The 20,221-nt window shown below is 40.6% G+C and carries 15 protein-coding genes and 1 pseudogene; 11 read left to right on the forward strand and 5 right to left on the reverse strand.

What is annotated here, in order from left to right; genetic code table 11:
• Positions 1 to 485: 485 nt before the first annotated feature.
• The 3 genes from M2448_RS12385 to fabD form a co-directional block, all read right to left on the reverse strand.
• Positions 486 to 1,043, reverse strand: coding sequence for a hypothetical protein (locus tag M2448_RS12385; RefSeq protein WP_280646179.1), 558 nt, complete (start codon positions 1,041 to 1,043; stop codon positions 486 to 488).
• A gap of 65 nt (positions 1,044 to 1,108) precedes the next feature.
• Entirely contained in the window at positions 1,109 to 2,068 is a 960-nt protein-coding gene (rfbD, locus tag M2448_RS12390; RefSeq protein ID WP_280646178.1) for a dTDP-4-dehydrorhamnose reductase, read from the reverse strand.
• A gap of 82 nt (positions 2,069 to 2,150) precedes the next feature.
• Positions 2,151 to 3,032, reverse strand: a complete 882-nt coding sequence (gene fabD, locus M2448_RS12395) for an ACP S-malonyltransferase (RefSeq protein ID WP_280646177.1) — start codon at positions 3,030 to 3,032, stop codon at positions 2,151 to 2,153.
• 195 nt (positions 3,033 to 3,227) lie between these two features.
• On the opposite strand from fabD, the gene M2448_RS12400 reads away from it, so the two are divergent.
• The 5 genes from M2448_RS12400 (at position 3,228) to secDF (ending at position 10,954) form a co-directional block, all read left to right on the forward strand.
• Positions 3,228 to 4,325, forward strand: a complete 1,098-nt coding sequence (locus tag M2448_RS12400; RefSeq protein ID WP_280646176.1) for a carboxypeptidase-like regulatory domain-containing protein — start codon at positions 3,228 to 3,230, stop codon at positions 4,323 to 4,325.
• Positions 4,326 to 4,443: 118 nt separating this feature from the next.
• A complete protein-coding gene (locus M2448_RS12405) occupies positions 4,444 to 5,376 on the forward strand; it encodes an RluA family pseudouridine synthase (RefSeq protein WP_280646175.1) in 933 nt (310 codons plus the stop codon).
• Positions 5,377 to 5,397: 21 nt separating this feature from the next.
• Complete coding sequence (locus tag M2448_RS12410) at positions 5,398 to 5,952, forward strand: XRE family transcriptional regulator (RefSeq protein WP_280646174.1); 555 nt, start codon at positions 5,398 to 5,400, stop codon at positions 5,950 to 5,952.
• Between the two features lie 60 nt (positions 5,953 to 6,012).
• The gene (locus M2448_RS12415; protein ID WP_280646173.1) at positions 6,013 to 7,662 is read left to right on the forward strand and encodes an AMP-binding protein; all 1,650 of its coding nucleotides are present in this window, start codon (positions 6,013 to 6,015) and stop codon (positions 7,660 to 7,662) included.
• 292 nt (positions 7,663 to 7,954) lie between these two features.
• Positions 7,955 to 10,954, forward strand: a complete 3,000-nt coding sequence (gene secDF / locus M2448_RS12420) for a protein translocase subunit SecDF (RefSeq protein WP_280646172.1) — start codon at positions 7,955 to 7,957, stop codon at positions 10,952 to 10,954.
• A 156-nt stretch (positions 10,955 to 11,110) separates the two neighbouring features.
• Here secDF and dnaB read toward each other — a convergent pair whose 3' ends face one another.
• Together dnaB and M2448_RS12430 are read right to left on the reverse strand one after the other, a co-directional pair.
• Positions 11,111 to 12,637 carry a replicative DNA helicase gene (gene dnaB / locus M2448_RS12425; protein ID WP_280646171.1) on the reverse strand — a complete coding sequence of 509 codons (1,527 nt, stop codon included), beginning with the start codon at positions 12,635 to 12,637 and terminating at the stop codon, positions 11,111 to 11,113.
• Between the two features lie 120 nt (positions 12,638 to 12,757).
• Positions 12,758 to 13,747, reverse strand: coding sequence for a DUF2268 domain-containing putative Zn-dependent protease (locus M2448_RS12430; protein WP_280646170.1), 990 nt, complete (start codon positions 13,745 to 13,747; stop codon positions 12,758 to 12,760).
• A 170-nt stretch (positions 13,748 to 13,917) separates the two neighbouring features.
• Between M2448_RS12430 and tsaD the strand changes: the two genes are divergently transcribed.
• The 6 genes and pseudogenes from tsaD to M2448_RS12460 all read left to right on the forward strand — a co-directional run bounded on the left by tsaD (position 13,918) and on the right by M2448_RS12460 (position 20,099).
• Complete coding sequence (tsaD, locus tag M2448_RS12435; RefSeq protein WP_280646169.1) at positions 13,918 to 14,934, forward strand: tRNA (adenosine(37)-N6)-threonylcarbamoyltransferase complex transferase subunit TsaD; 1,017 nt, start codon at positions 13,918 to 13,920, stop codon at positions 14,932 to 14,934.
• A 35-nt stretch (positions 14,935 to 14,969) separates the two neighbouring features.
• Positions 14,970 to 16,202, forward strand: coding sequence for a M48 family metallopeptidase (locus tag M2448_RS12440; protein ID WP_280646168.1), 1,233 nt, complete (start codon positions 14,970 to 14,972; stop codon positions 16,200 to 16,202).
• Positions 16,203 to 16,333: 131 nt separating this feature from the next.
• A pseudogene (locus M2448_RS12445) lies at positions 16,334 to 16,870 on the forward strand (hypothetical protein); the annotation flags it as partial.
• A gap of 479 nt (positions 16,871 to 17,349) precedes the next feature.
• A complete protein-coding gene (locus M2448_RS12450) occupies positions 17,350 to 17,916 on the forward strand; it encodes a hypothetical protein (protein ID WP_280646167.1) in 567 nt (188 codons plus the stop codon).
• Between the two features lie 92 nt (positions 17,917 to 18,008).
• Positions 18,009 to 18,773 carry a hypothetical protein gene (locus tag M2448_RS12455; RefSeq protein ID WP_280646166.1) on the forward strand — a complete coding sequence of 255 codons (765 nt, stop codon included), beginning with the start codon at positions 18,009 to 18,011 and terminating at the stop codon, positions 18,771 to 18,773.
• Positions 18,774 to 18,872: 99 nt separating this feature from the next.
• Positions 18,873 to 20,099 carry a CinA family nicotinamide mononucleotide deamidase-related protein gene (locus tag M2448_RS12460; protein ID WP_280646165.1) on the forward strand — a complete coding sequence of 409 codons (1,227 nt, stop codon included), beginning with the start codon at positions 18,873 to 18,875 and terminating at the stop codon, positions 20,097 to 20,099.
• Positions 20,100 to 20,221: the final 122 nt, after the last annotated feature.

Below are 20,221 nucleotides of genomic sequence, written 5' to 3' on the forward strand. Positions count from 1 at the left end.
TACAGTTAACGATAAACAGTTATTGGCACCGGCAAACTATTATATATAGTAAATTCTTTTGTTTTATTCCTTTCTGGCTTAATGTGCCTTTGCCTGTAATAATTTTAACTAAAAGCTTACAAAGTTGTACAAGTTTACGAGTCTTTAGTATACCAGCCTGCTAGCTTAGAATTTTCTTATTTATCCGATCTACGGGCGAACACATGGGTTCACCCCTACGAGCTAACACGCTACATTTTAACTAAAACCTTACAAAGATTACAACTTTCACCGTTTTTATTACATACGCTACGCTCCTGTGACCGTTGGTTATTAACTGAAAAGCTAATCTCTATTAGCCTCCATATAGATAAACATCTTCATACATGATGAAATAAAAAAGCTTTTAGCTGCATAGCCGCCGATAAAAGTTAAAATTATTTTTCTAATAAAAAGAAAAAAGGCTTCCTTTTCCAGGAAGCCTCCGCGTATATTATAAATACTTATCAATCGTTTACAATCCTGAGTTCGGGAGTTATCTGGTAATTTGTGAATGCAGTATCTGATTTCTCTGCATTGCTTCCATCCTCGTCTCCGTATGTGAAGTTTACCGTCTGAACGATTATTTTATTCGAATTTATCTTTGAAGACACTTCGCTGTAATATTCCACCATATCTTCATAGGCAACCAACAGATTATCCAGCAGATTACCATCCTTATCATAGCTCAACAGATATTCTGTAATTTCTCCGTCAGTTATCACTTTTATGGTTAGTATCTTACCCTGATCGTTTGTGAATAGAATCTCCCCCATAGTAAGGTCGCTGAGATCATAGCCCCCAAGATCTTTAACTCTAGCCAGTTGCAAGCGGTCATATTCCTCCGGAGTAAGTCGGGGCAGACGTGTAAGATCAATATCTTTGAGCTTGGTACTCAAAGCTGTTTCCTGCAATTCGACATTCAGCGAACTGAGTTGTGGTTGTACATCTTTGACTTGTTTGTTTCCGCAAGAGAAAAGGACTACCGAAAGCAGGATAAAACCGAATAGATTTACCTTTTTCATTTTAGTAAGTAAAGCAATATTATATGGATATAATTAATAAGCCTTCAGGCTCGAAACATTTTTTATCAACCGTTATTATTAGTTAACAATTCTTTGATACAAATGTTCAGGCTATTCTCCCATTTTGGTATAGAAAGTCCAAATACAGCTTTTATTTTCGTTTTATCCAATACGCTATACTGTGGTCGTGTAGCTTTAGTCGGATATTGGTCGGTAGTTATAGGATTCACTCTACAGGCAATTCCTGCATCTTTATGTATCTGTAGCGTAAAATCATACCATGTAGTAACTCCTTCGTTGGAATAGTGGTAGATACCGGGCTTAAACTCTTTCGTTTCACTGAAATCCAGTATTTTAACAATGGCTTCTGCCAGATCGGCAGCATTAGTCGGTGTTCCGGTCTGATCGGCAACTACATTGAGTTCATCGCGTTCTCTGCCGTATTTCATCATTGTTTTCACAAAATTGTTCCCGAATATGGAATACAACCATGCTGTACGGATAATTATGCTATCGGGACAGGCATTCATAAGCCCTCTTTCACCCAGTTCTTTCGATTTACCGTACACTGATTGCGGATTTACGGCATCAGTCTCTACATAAGGCTTTGTCGCTGTACCGTCATATACATAGTCTGTAGAAACATGAATTACTTTCGCTCCGTTATTCGTTGCAGCAATACCCAGATTAACTGCCGCATCGCGATTTATTTTATAACAAAGATCTACATCGTCCTCTGCCCTGTCTACAGCAGTATAGGCTGCGCAGTTGACAATGTACTTTATCTCATTCTCTTTTACAAAGGCATCTATGGCTTTTGCATCGGTAATATCCAGCTCTGCCACATCGGTGAAGAAGAAACGAAAATTATCCTCATGACCGGCAGAGATTCTTCTTATCTCGCTGCCCAACTGCCCGTTAGCTCCGGTTACCAGAATATTCTTTTGTACCAGTTCGAACAGAAAAATATTTTTTGCCGTTTCAGCCTGATCATCAGCCTGCTTATTCCCAGAAAAGAATGCCATAGTTTTTTTGTAATTATAAGTTATAAATTATGAGTTATGAATAGATCTATTTAGAAAATATTCATAACTCATAATTAGTTTTTTATTGTTTTCCGCTAGTCTCTACTTCGGAGGCTATCTTCTTTACCAACCCTTGCAGCACATTACCCGGTCCGAGTTCTACAAACTCAGTAGCACCGTTTGCCACCATGTGTTCTACAGACTGTGTCCATTTCACAGGAGCAGTTAGTTGAGCTATAAGGTTTGCTTTTATTGTAGCCGGATCAGTTTCACCCACTGTAGATACATTCTGATATACAGGGCACAAAGGTGCTTTTATATCTGTAGTATCAATTGCAGCGGAGAGTTCCACTTTTGCAGGCTCCATCAGCGGAGAGTGGAATGCACCACCTACTTTTAGTTTCAATGCACGTTTTGCACCTGCTGCAAGCAACAACTCGCAAGCTTTTTCTATACCGGCATTAGTACCCGATATCACTACCTGCCCCGGGCAGTTATAGTTAGCCGGCACTACTATTTCATCGGTAATAGATGCACATATTTCTTCTACTTTAGCATCAGCCAGGCCTAGTACGGCAGCCATTGTAGACGGATTCATTTCACATGCTTTCTGCATTGCCAAAGCGCGTTTATATACTAGTTTCAGCCCATCTTCGAATGACAGAGCGTCAGCAGCCACCAAAGCGGAAAATTCGCCTAGAGAGTGACCTGCAACCATATCCGGCTTAAAGTCTTCGCCCATTGTTTTTGCTAATATCACAGAGTGAAGAAAAATAGCAGGCTGAGTTACTTTAGTCTGGCGAAGGTCCTCGTCAGTACCTGCAAACATAAGGTCTGTAATACGGAATCCAAGAATTTCGTTTGCTTTTTCAAACATTTCTTTTGCTACGGAAGACGTTTCGTACAGGTCTTTACCCATTCCTACAAACTGAGCCCCCTGACCCGGAAATACAAATGCTTTCATTTTCAATATTTAATAGTTAGAAATATCGTTCAAATTTCAGGGTGCAAAATTAGTAAAAATAAAATGATAAAGAGGAAATCTTCTTTTTTATTTAAATACTATGCTTCATATTATAACAAAAATGCAGAAAAGAATATACGGATAATAAATTAAAAGTTATCTTCACATATACGAAACATCAATGAAAGTAACACCATGAAACGCAGCCTGCTTACTTTACTTATAATTACCTGTACTACATCCCTGTACTCTCAGAATAAGATTCAGGGTACTATTATCGACAGCTACGACAAACGCCCTGTACATGGCGCAGTTATAATATACGGAACAGGTAAAACTGAAACCACCACATCGAATACAAAAGGATTGTTCTGGATACCGGAAACAGCAAATCAACCGATTCAGATACAATGTTTGGGTTATGAGAAAACGACAATATTACCATTGGCTCTGAAAAAGCAACCTGTAGTAGAACTCACTTTGGAACCGGTGTCGCTAGCCCCTGTCGAAATAAATGCAGATGCAGCTAAACGGCTTGTAGAGAAGGCGATCTACAACACGAAGAGTAAGATGCTGACAAATAAATATCTATCATACATAACCCACATTACAGAATCGGAACAGAGGACAAAGGAGAAAAGAGATTTTTATTTCAAGTATGCTGCTCTACACAAAAAGCGACAACCCAAAAAGGATGAGATACCATTCAGTTTCTGGTTAATCGATATTAAGCATGTTAACACACTCGGCGACAGCGCTAAGTCAAAAATATTGCAAGACGACACAGGCATAAGTGAATTTCACATTCAAAAAATAACCAGTAATTTCGATAACAGGTATGTAACCATATCACCTGCCGAAAACAATACACTTATCAAATTAGAAGCATATCCAGATAAAAATTCGAATTCACCAATAAAAAACACATATTATATAAATGCATCCGATACAACTATAGTTTCCGCCTTTGCCGAATCTATAGAAAATCGCATAGAAAACTCCCAATACAGAAATATATGGCTCAGAAAAATGAAATACCGACTACTAAAAATGAATTCTTCCATTAGCTTTTCTCGCCACGATGACCAAATATATCTATCAAAAGCAACATACAGCTTTACACATTCATTTATCGTAGATGATAAAGAGGAAATAATAACAACTACTTTGGATAATAATTATATAAATATGCTGGATTCATTAGACACAAAGAGATTGAAGTCAATAAAGAACAATACTAAAAGATTATTCAGAATATCAAGTGATCCCGCACCTGAATCGTCCGGTAATTAGCATCTGATTTATACTTTTTTATTATTACTCTCATTTTATCAAGTCGCACCATTATCCCCATAAAATAAAAACGCTTACCTTTGCCTCGGTTTTTTATTACACTATCATAGAAAGATAAATGAGAAATACTTCCCCAAGAGATACTGTGTTGCAGGATTTAAAAGCAACCCAACCGTGCGAGCTATTGGAATTCCTGATCGAGAAACAGGTACGCAAAAGCCGCAATGCAATAAAGTCATTGCTGGCACACAAACAAATAAAGGTAAACGGCAGGATTGCCACTCAATATAATCTCGAACTGAAAGCCGGAGATAAGGTCTCTGTCATGAAATTCGATCAGTCCCGCAAGGAGAAAAGACTTAAAGGCATGAAGATTGTCTACGAAGACAAAGACCTGATCATCATAGACAAGGAATCTGGCCTGCTATCTGTATCCACAGACAGAGAAAAGATAAATACAGCATACAGCATACTCAACGAATATGTAAAGAAAAAAGATAAAAACAGCCGTATTTTTGTCGTTCAACGCCTCGACAGGGAGGTCTCCGGACTACTTGTATTTGCCAGAAGCGCAGAATTGCAGGAGATATTCCAGAAAAACTGGGACAATCTGGTGAAAGCAAATATATACGCAGGTGTTGTAGAAGGGAAACCAAGTCCGGCAAAAGGCAGCGTTAAATCATGGCTGACCGAGAATAAAAACTTTGTAATGATGTCGTCCGCATTCGATAATGGTGGACTGGAATCTGTAACCGATTATAAAACAGTAAAATCGACCGGACGATACACTCTGATGGATTTCGAACTGAAAACCCGCCGCAAAAATCAGCTACGAGTGCAAATGCAATCGATAGGACATCCAATAGCCGGTGATAAGAAATACGGAGCGAAAACCAATCCGGCAAAACGTATCGCCCTGCATGTACGCGAACTTGTACTGAAACATCCGTCATCAGGAGAATTACTGGAGCTGAAAAGTACTGTACCGAAGGCTATACTACAAGTAATGACACCACCGGCACCGAAAAAAGAAAAACCCGCAATGGATTAATCTTTAAACAATAATATAATTATGAGTGAAGATATAAAACAAATAGGCCAACGCCTCAAAGGGCTGCGTGAAGCACTGGATATGACTCCCGAAGCTTTTGCCGCATCCTGCAATATACCATCGGAAGAATACCTGAAATACGAATCGGGGGAACAAGACCTTACTATCAGCATGCTGAAAGGAATAGCATCTGTACACAATATAGACGTATCGGTACTGATGTTTGCCGACGAACCGCGTATGAGCAGCTATTTCCTTACCCGTAAAGGTAAAGGACTTGCCGTAAATCGTGTAGAAGCCTATAATTACCAGACATTGGCAGGAGGCTTCAACAACCGTAAAGCTGAGGTGTTTGAGGTGACTGTTGAGCCTAAAGAAGAAAACAGTGCGATACATCACAGTTCGCATGCAGGACAGGAATTCAACATGGTGCTCGAAGGGCGTATGCTGTTACAGATAAATGGTAAAGACCTTATCATGGAGGAAGGCGACAGCATCTATTTCGATTCGAGCCTGCCACATGGCATGAAAGCACTTGACAACAAAAAGGTACGCCTGATTGTAGTTGTCCTTTAACTACATGACACTCTTTATCCGTAACTCTAAAACTTACAATATTATATAACTAACAAGATCATGTTAGAGAAATTCATAAACAAATCACAATTCACTTCCACTGAGGATTTTGCAAAAAATTATCACGTAAACATTCCCGACAATTTCAATTTTGGTTACGATGTGGTAGATGAATGGGCAAGAATAAACCCTGCTAAAAGAGCTATCTGCTGGGTTAACGATCAGGGTGAGCACATCGATTTCACTTTTGCAGACATAAAGGAACAAAGCGATCGTGCCGCATCATTTTTCCAATCGCTGGGTATAGGTAAAGGCGACATGGTAATGCTCGTACTCAAACGCCGCTACGAGTTTTGGTTTGCTGTTATCGGTCTGCACAAGATCGGTGCAATAGCTATTCCCGCAACACATCTGCTCACAAAAAAAGACATTGTGTATCGCAACAATGCTGCTGACATAAAAGCTATCGTCAGTGTCAACGACGAAATAGTGATACAGCATGTAAACGATGCGATGGCAGAATCTCCATCGGTAAAATACCGTATTATGTGTGGCGATGTAACTCCCGAAGGCTGGCTCAATTTCGATCAGGGAATAAAAGATGCCAACCCTTTTACGAGACCGCAACATGTAAACAACAACAACGATATATCCTTATTATATTTCACATCGGGAACCACAGGTGAGCCCAAAATGGTGATCCACAATTTCGCATACCCGCTAGGACATATAGTGACTGCCAAATACTGGCACAATCTGAACGAAGACAGCCTGCACCTTACCGTTGCTGACACAGGTTGGGCAAAAGCCGTATGGGGAAAACTATACGGACAATGGATAGCAGGAGCAGCCGTTATGGTCTACGATCACGAGAAATTTACACCTCATGCGATGCTACAGGTTATACAAGACTATCACGTGACTTCGTTTTGTGCTCCACCTACTGTTTTTCGCTTTATGATACGGGAAGATTTGTCACAGTTCGACCTGTCATCACTCAAATACGCAACCACTGCCGGCGAAGCGCTTAATCCATCGGTATTCAACGCTTTCTACGAAGCTACAGGTATAAAAATGATGGAAGCGTTCGGGCAAACAGAAACCACTCCGACCATCATTACCTTCCCTTGGATGGAACCCAAACCGGGTTCGATGGGCGTGCCTAATCCTGCTTATGACATGGATCTGATAGCTGCTGACGGGCGATCGGTTGAGGACGGAGAAGTAGGCGAAGTTGTCATAAAGACAGACCGTTGGATGCCGTTAGGTTTATTCATGGGATATTACCGGGATGAGGCATTGACCAAACAGGTATATCACGATAATGTATATCACACCGGCGATATGGCATGGCGTGACGAAAGCGGCTATTACTGGTTTGTAGGGCGTAGCGACGATGTTATAAAAAGTTCTGGCTACCGCATCGGCCCATTCGAGGTAGAGAGTGCACTGATGACACATCCGGCTGTTGTAGAATGTGCGGTAACAGGCGTTCCCGACGAGATAAGGGGACAGGTAGTAAAAGCGACTATTGTGCTGGCAGCCTCTTATAAGAATAGAGCTGACGATCATCTGAAACATGAGATACAAAACCATGTAAAACAGGTAACAGCACCATATAAATATCCGCGCATCATTGAATTTGTGGACGAATTGCCGAAAACAATCAGCGGAAAAATAAAAAGGGCTGAGATAAGAAAACAAGGATAATAAATAGACCGACTAATATACCAATTTGCCGACGGTTCAATGAATACTCATTATCATATTTTCAATAATAGTGGCACATTGGCATATTAGTGTATTGGCGTATCAGAAACATATTTTCTTTATATTTTATTGTGTTTTGTAAAGAATAAAAGATTATATTTGCACGCCTTAAAGTGTGTATATGTCTCAGTTTAGCCTCATCTTAAGGAAAGCGGGCACTGGATATATACGTATTTTATTTATTATGAATGAAATAGAAAACAATATATAAATAACAAAAGTAAAATCTAAGATGCAAAACAAAGGCTTTGTAATAACATTTTCCATTCTCCTTACATTGGTATGTTTATTCTATTTGTCTTTTACATTTGTCACCAGAAGTTACGACTCTAAAGCTGAGAAAATCGCTACAGCTTACGCTTCGGCTAATGCAAAAGACAATCAATCATTGTACGACGAATTGTATAACAGAGAGTACACACGTTACCTCGATTCAATGTCTACAGAAAAAGTCTGGTTAAACTTCACCGACGACATGGGATATACCCTGAAAGCTTGTCGCGAAAGAGAAATCGGACTGGGACTTGACCTTAAAGGAGGTATGAGTGTAATCGTAGAAGTAGATGCGGCAGCAGTTCTCCGCTCGTTGGGTGACCCCGACAATGAAGCTTTCAACAACGCGTTGAAAGAAGCTTCCGACGAAAACTACAAGGGAAGTAACAGTGACTATATCACCATATTTGTCAACAAGTTTAAGGCAGCTAACGGTAATGATAAACTTGCCGGAGTATTCAGTACCAAGCTCAGAGATCAGATAACTGCTACTGACAAAGACGACAAAGTAATATCGGTATTGAGAGCCGAATTGCAGAGTGTTGCAGACAACTCGTTCAATGTACTGCGTACACGTATCGACCGCTTCGGAGTAGTAGCTCCGAACATTCAAAAGCTTGACCGTGCAGAACGCATCCTCATCGAGCTTCCGGGTATTAAAGAACCGGATCGTGTAAGAAAACTATTACAAGGTAGCGCAAACCTCGAATTCTGGAAGACTTATAACAGTAACAGTTCTGAGATTCAAGGATATTTCAGCATGCTGACAGAGCGCTCGAGAGAAGCTCTGGCTAACAATGCAAGTGGAAATGCTACAGCAGACTCAACGAGTGTTGCTACAACAGACTCGCTGGCCTTAGCAACAGCAGTTGCAGATAATTCAAGTCTTGGATTTACCAAACCACTTGATCAACTGATCCAAAGAATGCCTTATGATGGAGCTATTGTCGGACAGGTAAACAGAAATGATACAGCGGCAGTAAATGCCATTCTGAACAAATATAAAGATCTTTATCCGGGCGACCTGAAATTTGCCTGGGGCTTTAAAGCAGAAGATCCGAAAGAAACATATTTTGCATTGTATTCTCTTCGCGGTGACGGAACTAAAAGAGGTCCGGCACTTGACGGAGATGTTGTGATCTCGGCTAAAGCCGATCAGGGACAACACGGCGCAGCATGGGTAGTAGATATGCAAATGAACTCTACTGGTGCTCAGCGTTGGGCTACAATCACAGGTGCTGAAAAAGGACGTGCAATAGCTATCGTACTGGACGGACACGTATATTCGGCTCCGAATGTAAATGACAAGATCGAAGGCGGACGTTCACAAATTTCGGGACGTTTCACTGTAGAAGATGCGAAAGACCTGGAGAACGTATTGAAATCGGGTAAGATGAAAGCCGGTGTACACATTGTACAGGAAGACGTAGTGGGTCCATCACTGGGTCAGGAGGCTATCAATGCAGGTATAGCTTCATTCATTCTTGCTCTTGTAATCCTAATGTTGTATATCTGTCTGGTATATGGATTTATACCGGGTATGATTGCAAATACAGCCCTGCTTATCAACTTATTCTTTACTATTGGTATATTAGCAGCCTTCGGCGCGGTAATGACACTACCGGGTATAACGGGTCTCGTGTTGGCACTGGCACTGGCTGTAGATGCTAACGTACTTGTATATGAAAGGACAAAAGAAGAACTCAGAGCCGGTAAGAATGTGAAAACAGCCGTAGTAGACGGTTACAGACATGCTTTCTCCGCTATATTCGACGGACACGCATCGCAGGTTATTACTGCTATCATATTGGCATACTTCGGTACAGGACCGATACAGGGTTTTGCAACAACTCTGATCATCGGTATCATTGCATCGTTCATCACTAACGTATTCCTTACGCGTATTTTCTATGAATATATGTTCGATAAAGGTAGACTTAGAAATCTTACATTCGTTACACCTATCTCGAAGAAAATATTCAGAGAAACCCATATCAACTTCCTGGGACTTACTAAACATATTGTTATTGTAACTGCCGTATTGATACTAGCCGGAGCAGCTTCATTGTTCATCAACGGACTGAATGGTGGTATCGACTTTACCGGTGGACGTAACTATATCGTACGTTTCGAAAATAAGGTTAATGCTGATGATGTAGAGAAAGTATTGATTCCTGAATTTGAAGGTTCTACAGTACTTGTACTTACCAGTGGATCGGCAAGCCAGTCTTCTACTACAAGCCAGGTACGCATCACTACCAACTATAAGGTAGAAGAAGCGACAGATGCCGTAGAAGCTGAAATCAGAGCTAAAATGACCAGTGCACTTGCAGCTAAAGGATTCCTGCCTGCCGGAACATCTATTGACAACTACATCCTGAGTTCCCAGCGTGTAGGACCAAGTGTTGCCGACGACCTGAAATCAGCTGCAACAATCGCCGTACTGATTGCGATTGTGTGTATGGCATTGTATATCCTGTTACGTTTCCGCGACATTGCGTTCTCATTGGGTACGCTGATCGCTGTAGCACATGACGCGATAATGGTTATTATACTTTACTCACTGTTGTACAAGATCATGCCGTTCTCGATGGAAATAGACCAATCGTTTATAGCAGCGGTACTTACGGTAGTAGGTTATTCGATCAACGACAAGGTTGTGATCTTCGACCGTATCCGTGAAATCAAAAATATGTATCCGAAGCGTAATATTACAGAAACGATTAATGAAGCCCTCAACTCTACATTAGGCCGTACATTGAATACATCAATAAGCTCGATGCTCGTAGTATTCTGTATCTTCCTGTTGGGTGGTGACACAATCCGTAGCTTTACGTTCGCTATCTTTATCGGTATCTTCATCGGTACATATTCGTCAGTATTCGTTGCTACTCCGATAGCATGGGCTATCTTCAAAAGAGAGAAGAAGAATAAAGACATGGTAGTTGAAACCAAATAAAACTTAAACTATATTATAATAAGGACTGGTCTTTAGATAGATCAGTCCTTGTTTTTTTATAGCAGAAAAAAGACCTTATCTGCATAAATAAAAAACCACGACCTTAATGAAAAGTCGTGGCAACTGATATATCTATGATTAAAAAGAATTGTCTGATCAGAATGGAACAAAATCGTTACCACCTCCCTGCATAGGCTGAAAGCCTGTTCCGGTGCTTTCCGGAACGCTGCTGCTACTGATTTTAGATGTGAATGGCTGACCTGCGCCAAAATTATAATCATCGTCTATATTCTGGAAACGGGCAAATTCACTTTTGAAACGTAAGAGCACATCACCTGTAGCCCCGTTACGGTGCTTGGCTATAATGATTTCGGCTAGTCCGATCAGTGAGTTACCTTTATCATCTTCAAATATCTTATAGTATTCGGGACGGTGAATAAAGCACACCATGTCGGCATCCTGTTCTATAGCTCCCGACTCACGAAGGTCGGATAGCTGAGGTCGTTTCCCCTCTGCTCCGGTACGTCCTTCCACCCCACGATTGAGCTGCGACAGGGCAATAATAGGTATATTCAATTCTTTGGCAAGTCCTTTAAGCGAACGTGAGATCATACTCACCTCCTGCTCGCGGCTACCATAGTGCATACCGCTTGCATTCATCAACTGAAGGTAGTCGATAATAATCATCTTTATACCATGTTCACGCACAAGACGGCGTGCTTTGGTACGAAGTTCGAATACCGAGAGGCTCGGAGTATCGTCTATAAACAGTGGAGCATCGTAAAGCTCCTTTATTTTGAAGTCGAGCTGCTCCCATTCGTAAGGGGCAAGCTGTCCGTTCTTTATTTTTTCACCAGGTATCTCGCAAGTGTTCACGATCAGACGATTCACTAACTGCACATTCGACATCTCGAGCGAGAACAAGGCTACAGGGTAATTGTAAGACACAGCCATATTCTTTGCCATAGAGAGTACAAATGCGGTTTTTCCCATCGCCGGACGTGCTGCTATAATTACAAGGTCTGAATTTTGCCAGCCCGATGTTATCTTATCCAATGCCATAAATCCTGTCTGCAAACCACTTAGCCCTTCAGGACGGTTAGCTGCGATTTCAAGGAGATTAAGAGCTTCTTTGATTACCGGATTTATCTGGGTAACATCTTTCTTTACATTTCCTTGCGATATCTCGAACAGCTTACTTTCGGCCTCCTGCATCAGGTCATCTACATCCGATGTTTCATCGAAAGCTTTATTAGTAACCAGAGAAGAGAAAGAGATAAGTTCGCGTGCCAGATATTTCTGGGCTATAATGCGTGCATGAAATTCGATATGAGCGGCTGAGGCGACCTTTTCGGTCAACTGCGCTACATATACAGGGCCACCCACTGCTTCGAGCTCACCATCTTTCTTGAGTTGTTCTACAACGGTGAGCATATCTATCGGAGCCTGACGAACTGCCAGATCTACAATAGCTCTATATATGGTCTGATGAATGGAATCGTAAAAGCTATCTGGTTTCAGTATATCGCTGACAAGTGAATATGCATCCTTTTCGAGCATAAGCGCTCCCAATACAGCTTCCTCCAGCTCACGAGCCTGAGGCTGTACCTTTCCGATATCGGGTATTAAGTTGGTTTCCTTTGATTTACGTCTCCCCTGATTCTTATTATTTGCGTCCGCCATCCTTCTGTTTTCTCCTACCTTTTTAAATTCAGAATCAAAGATAAAAGAAATAACACGTAATAGCTATTTTAGTTTTGAACAGGCGGCTGTTAATAACTTTTTTAGTTAAAGTTTCTATACTTACGGATTATACTTAGCTTCTTTCAATATAGTTTGTGCATCAGCATCTATAATATCCTGTAGGCTAAAGCCTTTCTTTTTAGCATACTGGTTCACTATCTGCCAGCCAACCCAGCATCCTACCCTACCCGGCGATTCCTTCGACACAGTGGCTGTGTATGGGGCATTATTGATGAATCGGGTTACAATCATATGATCGGTAGAATACAACTGATTCTGCTTTACAATCCCCTGCCACACAGACTTTTCATTCAGCTTACACCAATCATTTTGGGCAGCAGTATATCCGATAAGATCTGTAACATCTTTTTCGGGGAATAGTACAGATAAGGCATATAGAACTTTACCTTCGTTTACCATTGCCGACAGTAATGTCTGTCCTTCTTCTTCTGATTTTATCACATCGCTTAGCAACCATGCTTTTACATAATCGCGCACAATGTATTTCGGTTGCATCTGCTGACGCTCGTATGGCTGGAAGAAATCCCTGTAAGCGACATATTCGTTTCCAAGATATTTATCGGTAGAGATAGAGATAAGATTGTTTAGTATAATCACATTTTCCCTGAAACCCGATACGTGCATTGCCAATTGTGGTAATTTCCTGCCGGAAAGGTTTTCAGCAATAAGCGCGTTGGCTGCTGCTATTTCCTGCTCATAAGTTGATATATCGTCAAATGTTTTCAGAGCATCTTTATATATCTGCATCAACATAGGATGGGAAAAATATTCCCGAAGCGACGGAAAGAAAGTCACCGGATCACTATTATCCATAGCTATACGCCCGAAAGCAGGCAGCAGCAAGGGATATTCTGCTTTCAATGTCGATTCTTTTACAGAATCAGGTTGTTGCAGATAGTTAAATATATCTTTATCGAATCTGATTATAGTTGAGGTTTCCTGTTGTGTATTGTTATCACTTTTTACAGTTCCTGAGCAACCCACGATAGACAAAGTGATAAAAACCAACAGATAAGTTATATGTTTCATATGCATCATTTATTTCCTTTTAAGAATACTTCTTTGCGAAGATAGTTTATATTTCCTAATTTTGTACCGCTTTTGTAGTCTAAATATAAACGCGAATATCCGCGTTTTATTTGATTTATGAGACCAAACAATATAGCTACTGAGGCGTTTATACTTCAAAATAATAATCGATGACAACCATATTAGGTATAGAATCTTCGTGCGACGACACAGCCGCTGCCGTAATCAGAGACGGCATACTTTTATCAAACATCATATCGAGCCAGAAGGTACATGAAAACTACGGCGGTGTAGTGCCCGAACTGGCTTCGCGCGCACATCAGCAAAACATAATTCCGGTAGTAGATCAGGCGTTGAAAAAAGCAGGTGTCGACAAAAAAGACATTACAGCCATTGCATTCACGCGCGGACCCGGACTGATGGGTTCACTGCTGGTAGGCACATCGTTTGCCAAAGGTCTGTCCTCTGCGCTGAATATACCGATGGTAGATGTAAACCATTTGCACGCACATGTTTTGGCACACTTTATAAAAGAAAATGAGTCGGACGACAATCAACCCAAATTTCCGTTCCTTTGCCTGCTCGTATCGGGTGGCAATTCGCAGATTATTCTGGTAAAGTCGTACAAAGATATGGAGATCATCGGACAAACGATAGATGATGCAGCCGGAGAGGCTTTCGACAAATGCGCTAAAGTAATGGGACTGGGGTATCCCGGAGGGCCTGTAGTAGACCGGTTGGCTAAAGAGGGAAATCCGGACAGGTTCAAACTGAATAAACCTCATATACAGGGCTATGACTATAGCTTTAGCGGACTGAAAACATCTTTTCTTTACCTGTTGCGTGACGAGTTGAAAAAAGATCCCGATTTTATAGAGAAGAATAAGGAAGACCTGTGTGCTTCGTTACAGAAAACCATTATAGAAGTGCTGATGGATAAGCTACGTCGTGCAGCTAAAGACCTCGATATAAAGGAAGTTGCCGTAGCAGGTGGTGTATCTGCCAATTCGGGGCTTCGTAATGCTTTTGAAGATCACGCCAAACGTTTCGGATGGAAAGTATTTATCCCCCCATTCGGTTATACTACCGATAATGCTGCTATGATAGCTATGACAGGCTATTTTAAGTATCACGATGGAGATTTTTGTCCGATGGATGCCGCACCGTTTTCGAGGGTAGTGATGTAGATCTCCTTAACAACACAGAAAATACAATCTAAAATATGTCAATTTATCTCATAGCTATTCTTCTCATAACAGTCATCGATTTCGTCTGGTTGCAATACCTTTCTTACCGCAACCGCAGACGAATGAGTCCAGACATTCCGTCTCAACTGGAAGGAATATACGACAAAGAAGACTATGCCAAGCAACAGGCTTATCAGAAAGTCAATAGCCGTTTCGGTCTTTACACAAGCCTGGTCTCATTTGCAATTCTGCTTATAGCCTTATCATTGGGATTGTTTGGATGGCTTGATGAAGAATTAAGAAAATATATTGACAATGAGATAATACTCACCTTGTCTTTCTTCGGTATCATCTACGTTATCAACGAAATAATATCCCTGCCACTCGATTACTACGCTACCTTTGTAATTGAGGAACGATTCGGATTCAACAAATCGACCAAAGCAACATTCTGGCTCGACCAGCTGAAAGGATTATTTCTCACCATCATCTTGGGAGGAGGCATACTCGCATTGATTGTCTGGTTATACGAAACGCTGGGTGAGTACGCATGGTTATATGCATGGGGAGCTGTTACATTGTTTTCGCTCTTTATGACCTTGTTCTATTCTAATATCATCGTTCCCTTATTCAATAAACAAACACCGTTGGAAGCCGGAGAATTGCGCGATGCAATTGAAGCCTTTGCATCGAAAGCCGGATTCGGACTGAACAATATTTATGTGATGGATGCTTCGAAACGTTCGTCAAAAGCGAATGCTTACTTCACCGGATTCGGAGCAAAGAAACGTATCGTATTGTTCGACACCCTCATCAATGACCTCGACACAGATGAAATAGTAGCTGTACTGGCTCACGAAATAGGTCACTACAAGAAAAAACACACCTTGCAGGGCATGTTTGTATCCATTCTGTACACAGGTGTTATCCTGTTTTTACTGTCGTGGTTCCTCGACAATCAGGAGATCGCAACGGCATTGGGTGGTCAGGAGCCTTCATTCCATCTGGGAATGATTGCCTTTTCTATCCTGTTTACCCCTATATCACTGATAATCGGAATATTTTCGAGTGTGCATAGTCGCAAAAATGAATATCAAGCTGATGCTTATGCCGCCGGTTTCAGTTTGGCTGCACCTCTTATCAATGGGCTGAAAAAGCTTTCGGTAAAATCTTTAAGCAATCTCAATCCAGACCCATTATACGTATTTTTCCATTACTCGCACCCTACCCTATTGCAAAGAATGGAAGCGCTAAAAAAAATAAAGTGAAACCCGATTAAACTTTTATAATTATCTTTGGTCACATTATTATAGTTCAACATCAGTCTTTAATAATAATGCCTATGAAACGTTTTCTTGCACTCTCGCTGCTTGTCGCATTTTCCTTATGCATATATTCACAAGGGGATAAACAAAAAGTTGAAAAAGATATTTTCGGCAATACTATCATCACAGATGACAAGGGTAATAAAACCACTATAAAAAAGGATATATTTGGCAACACTATCATAGAAGACAATAAGGGGAATAAGAAAACAATCAAAGAAGACATCTTTGGTAATACCATCATAGAGGATAATAAGGGGAATAAGAAGACTATCAAGAAAGACATTTTCGACAATACAATCATAGAAGACAATAAGGGAAATAAAAAAACGATCAAAGAAGACATCTTTGGTAATACCATCATAGAAGACAATAAGGGGAATAAGAAAACGATCAAAGAAGACATCTTTGGTAATACCATCATAGAAGATAATAAGGGGAATAAGAAGACTATCAAGAAAGACATTTTCGATAATACAATCATAGAAGACAATAAGGGAAATAAAAAAACGATTAAGAAAGACATTTTTGGCAATACGGTTATAGAAGACAATAAGGGAAATAAGACCACAATAGGCAAAGATATTTTTGACAATACCATTATTGAGAACGACAAGGGACAAAAGAATAAAATAAGCAGGGATATATTCGGTTATTTACAATACGAGGAAAACAACAATGGTAAGGCTTCTTTGAAAAAAGATATTTTCGATGCCTGGACATTTAGCGATAATAACAACAACGAAATAAAATATTCGAAGGAATACTGGGACTATATGATGGACAGATTCGAGAACGATGATACAAAAATCTTCTCATGGATGATGAATCTGTGCCGGAATCTGAAAAACTACAAGGAAGAATATAAAGTGGATATATTTGGCTACCAGCAATTCACTAATAATCAGAACGAAAAAGCTTCTCTGACGAAAAATATATTCGACGAGATGATATACGAAGACAGTAACGGAAATAAGCTCACTTATTCACAAAATGTATGGAATACAATGATGAAACAGCAAGGCTCCGAGAAGAAAATATTTATGAACCTCGTACAACGCTATTTGTTTAACAATTAATGCTTACTGCTATGAAACAATACATTTATTCGACTATTGTATTAGTCATATTATCGGTATTAAATAGTAGCTGTACTATATCGTCGCCTCGCAATATTGCCAATATCAGGTATAATAACACAAAGGAACAGAATACTGTGGTTCAAAGCACAAAAGAATCTGAGGAAGAACAGCAGAAAAAGATTATAGAAGAATACAATCTGGATGAACTTATATCCGGAGACCGTAATGAAAAGACGAAAGTAAAGAAAGGCGCATTCGGAGTCACCATAAAAGATGAAAGGGGAAATGAAATAGCAGCAGAAAAAGATATCTTCGGAGCTACTGTTGTGAAAGATAAAGACGGAAAAGAAATAAAGATCAAAAAAGATTTTTCGGGAAAAACTATTATCGAAGATAAGGACGGTAAGAAAAGAACCGTAGAAAAAGACATTTTCGGGGATATCATCCTTAAAGACGAAGACGGAAATAAAGTAAAAGTGAAAAAAGATATCTTCGGCAGGACAATCATCGAAGATGAAAAGGGGAATAAAAAGGAAGTTAAGTCAGATATTTTCGGCAGAATGGTTATTGAATAAAATAATTTCACTCAATATTTATGGAATTTCAGCTTTTACTTTCTCTATTAATATCGAAGCGATATTAATAACCTTAAAAAAGTAACAGAAGCATGCTGAAAAAATTATTAATTACTCTCGTATCCTTATTTTTCACATTTCAATTGTCGGCACAACAAGCTGAGACAATCCACATCATGGTAGCCCTTTGCGACAATCAATATCAGGGTATAGTGAAAGTACCCAAAGGTATCGGCAACGGGCAAGACCCTCATACAAACCTGTACTGGGGGTGCGGATACGGTATGCGCACCATGTTCAGGAAAAGCGCCGACTGGAAAGAGGTCAGACGATACAAAGCCGATGATGTTATTCTGGAACGCATCGTATTCAAACACAAAACGAAGAATTACTATCTGGTGGCAGATGCCTATGACGGCAAATATATCAGTGATTGTACGATAGACTTTCTGGAATCGTGTGCCGGCAGCAAGAAAGACACCATCATGGTAGGCAAAACCGTAATCGGTATCAGTGGAAATGCCAAACTGGTATCGTATGTGGGACACAATGGTCTGATGGACTTCAAACTGGCTAATACATATCAAAACAAAGACGGCAAACAACGCGATGCCATTATCATTGCCTGTGCCAGCAAACAATACTTTACCCCTTACCTTAGATCGGCAAAAGCTAAACCATTGGTATGGTCGACACACCTGATGAGCGCCGAAGCCTACACTGTGCATGATGCCGTACGCACCTACATAAACGGCGGAACAGATGCTGCCGTACGTGAAGCAGCAGCAGCAGCATACAATCAATATCAGAAATGCGGAATCAATGCAGCCCGAAGGCTACTGGTAACGGGTTTTTAAACAAGCTATTCATCTTAAAAGAATATACCGGATTAAAGACAAAATGATTACCTTATTTTGTAAATTTGCAGCTTCATAAACTAAATTCAACGAAGCAGTATGAAAGCAGCAATAGTGACAATCGGCGATGAAATACTTATCGGCCAGATTGTGGATACCAATTCGGCATGGATAGCCCACAAACTTACTCTGGCCGGATATGAAGTAGAAGAAATGCAATCGATAGGTGATGATGCCTCACAAATAAAAAACACGATAGACGATGTCTTCGGACGGGTAGACGTTGTACTGATGACAGGCGGACTTGGCCCTACGAAAGACGACATAACGAAGAAAACCCTTTGCGAATATTTTGGCACAACGATGATATTCGATGAATCGGTACTCGAAAATATAAAGAATGTTTTTCCACATTCTACCCCTATAAATGAGCTTACATACAATCAGGCGTATGTGCCTAAAGACTGCACAGTGATACAAAACAGAGTAGGTACGGCTCCTGTTACATGGTTCGACCACAAAGGGAAAGTTCTGGTATCGATGCCCGGTGTGCCTTACGAAATGCGCTATGTGATGGAAAACGAAATATTACCACGCTTGCAGGAGAGATACACTACCGAAGCCTATCTGAAAAGTGTACTCACAGTCAGAGGTTACGGCGAATCGGCACTGGCAATACACATTGCTGACTTTGAAGATAATCTGCCCGAAGGTTTCGGACTGGCTTACCTTCCCTCTCCGGGAATGGTTAGGCTTCGTCTTTTTGTAAGAGGCGAGCATCGTCAGGCAGAACTGGATGAGCAAGTAAAAAAATTGCATGGATTGCTAGGCAATGCTATTATAGCTGACAAGGACATAAGCATCGAAAAAACATTAGGAGAACGCCTGTTCGAAAAAGGGCTTACACTCGGTACAGCAGAAAGTTGTACAGGTGGAAATATAGCTCACCTGATTACATCTGAGGCAGGTTCCTCCCACTACTTCAAAGGCTCGGTAGTATCGTATGCCAACGAGGAGAAAATAAATATACTGCATGTGTCGCAAGAATCGTTAAAGCAATTCGGTGCAGTAAGCGAAGCCGTAGCTACAGAAATGGCACTAGGTGCACAGAAAGCCCTGAATGTGGATTGCTCGATAGCGACTACCGGCATCGCAGGTCCTGATGGTGGTACAGAAGAAAAACCTGTAGGCACAGTTTGGATATCTACGACATATAGAGACAAATACGTAACAAAAAAATATCAGCTCGGCAAATACCGCGAAGCCAATATAATGCGTGCATCCAATCTGGGTATGTTGCAGTTAATGGATATGCTGGATGAATAAGATTGGAACCGGAAAATAATGCTAATCTGTAAAAGTTTAGACTAGATCTGACAGTTGGGTATTTTTTCAAGGTTGTATATTTGGGTTTTCTAAGCCATAATTTCTTGGAATAGGGATATAGT

The sequence above is a fragment of the Dysgonomonas sp. PF1-14 genome (genome assembly GCF_029892965.1).
Taxonomy (GTDB): Bacteria; Bacteroidota; Bacteroidia; order Bacteroidales; family Dysgonomonadaceae; genus Dysgonomonas.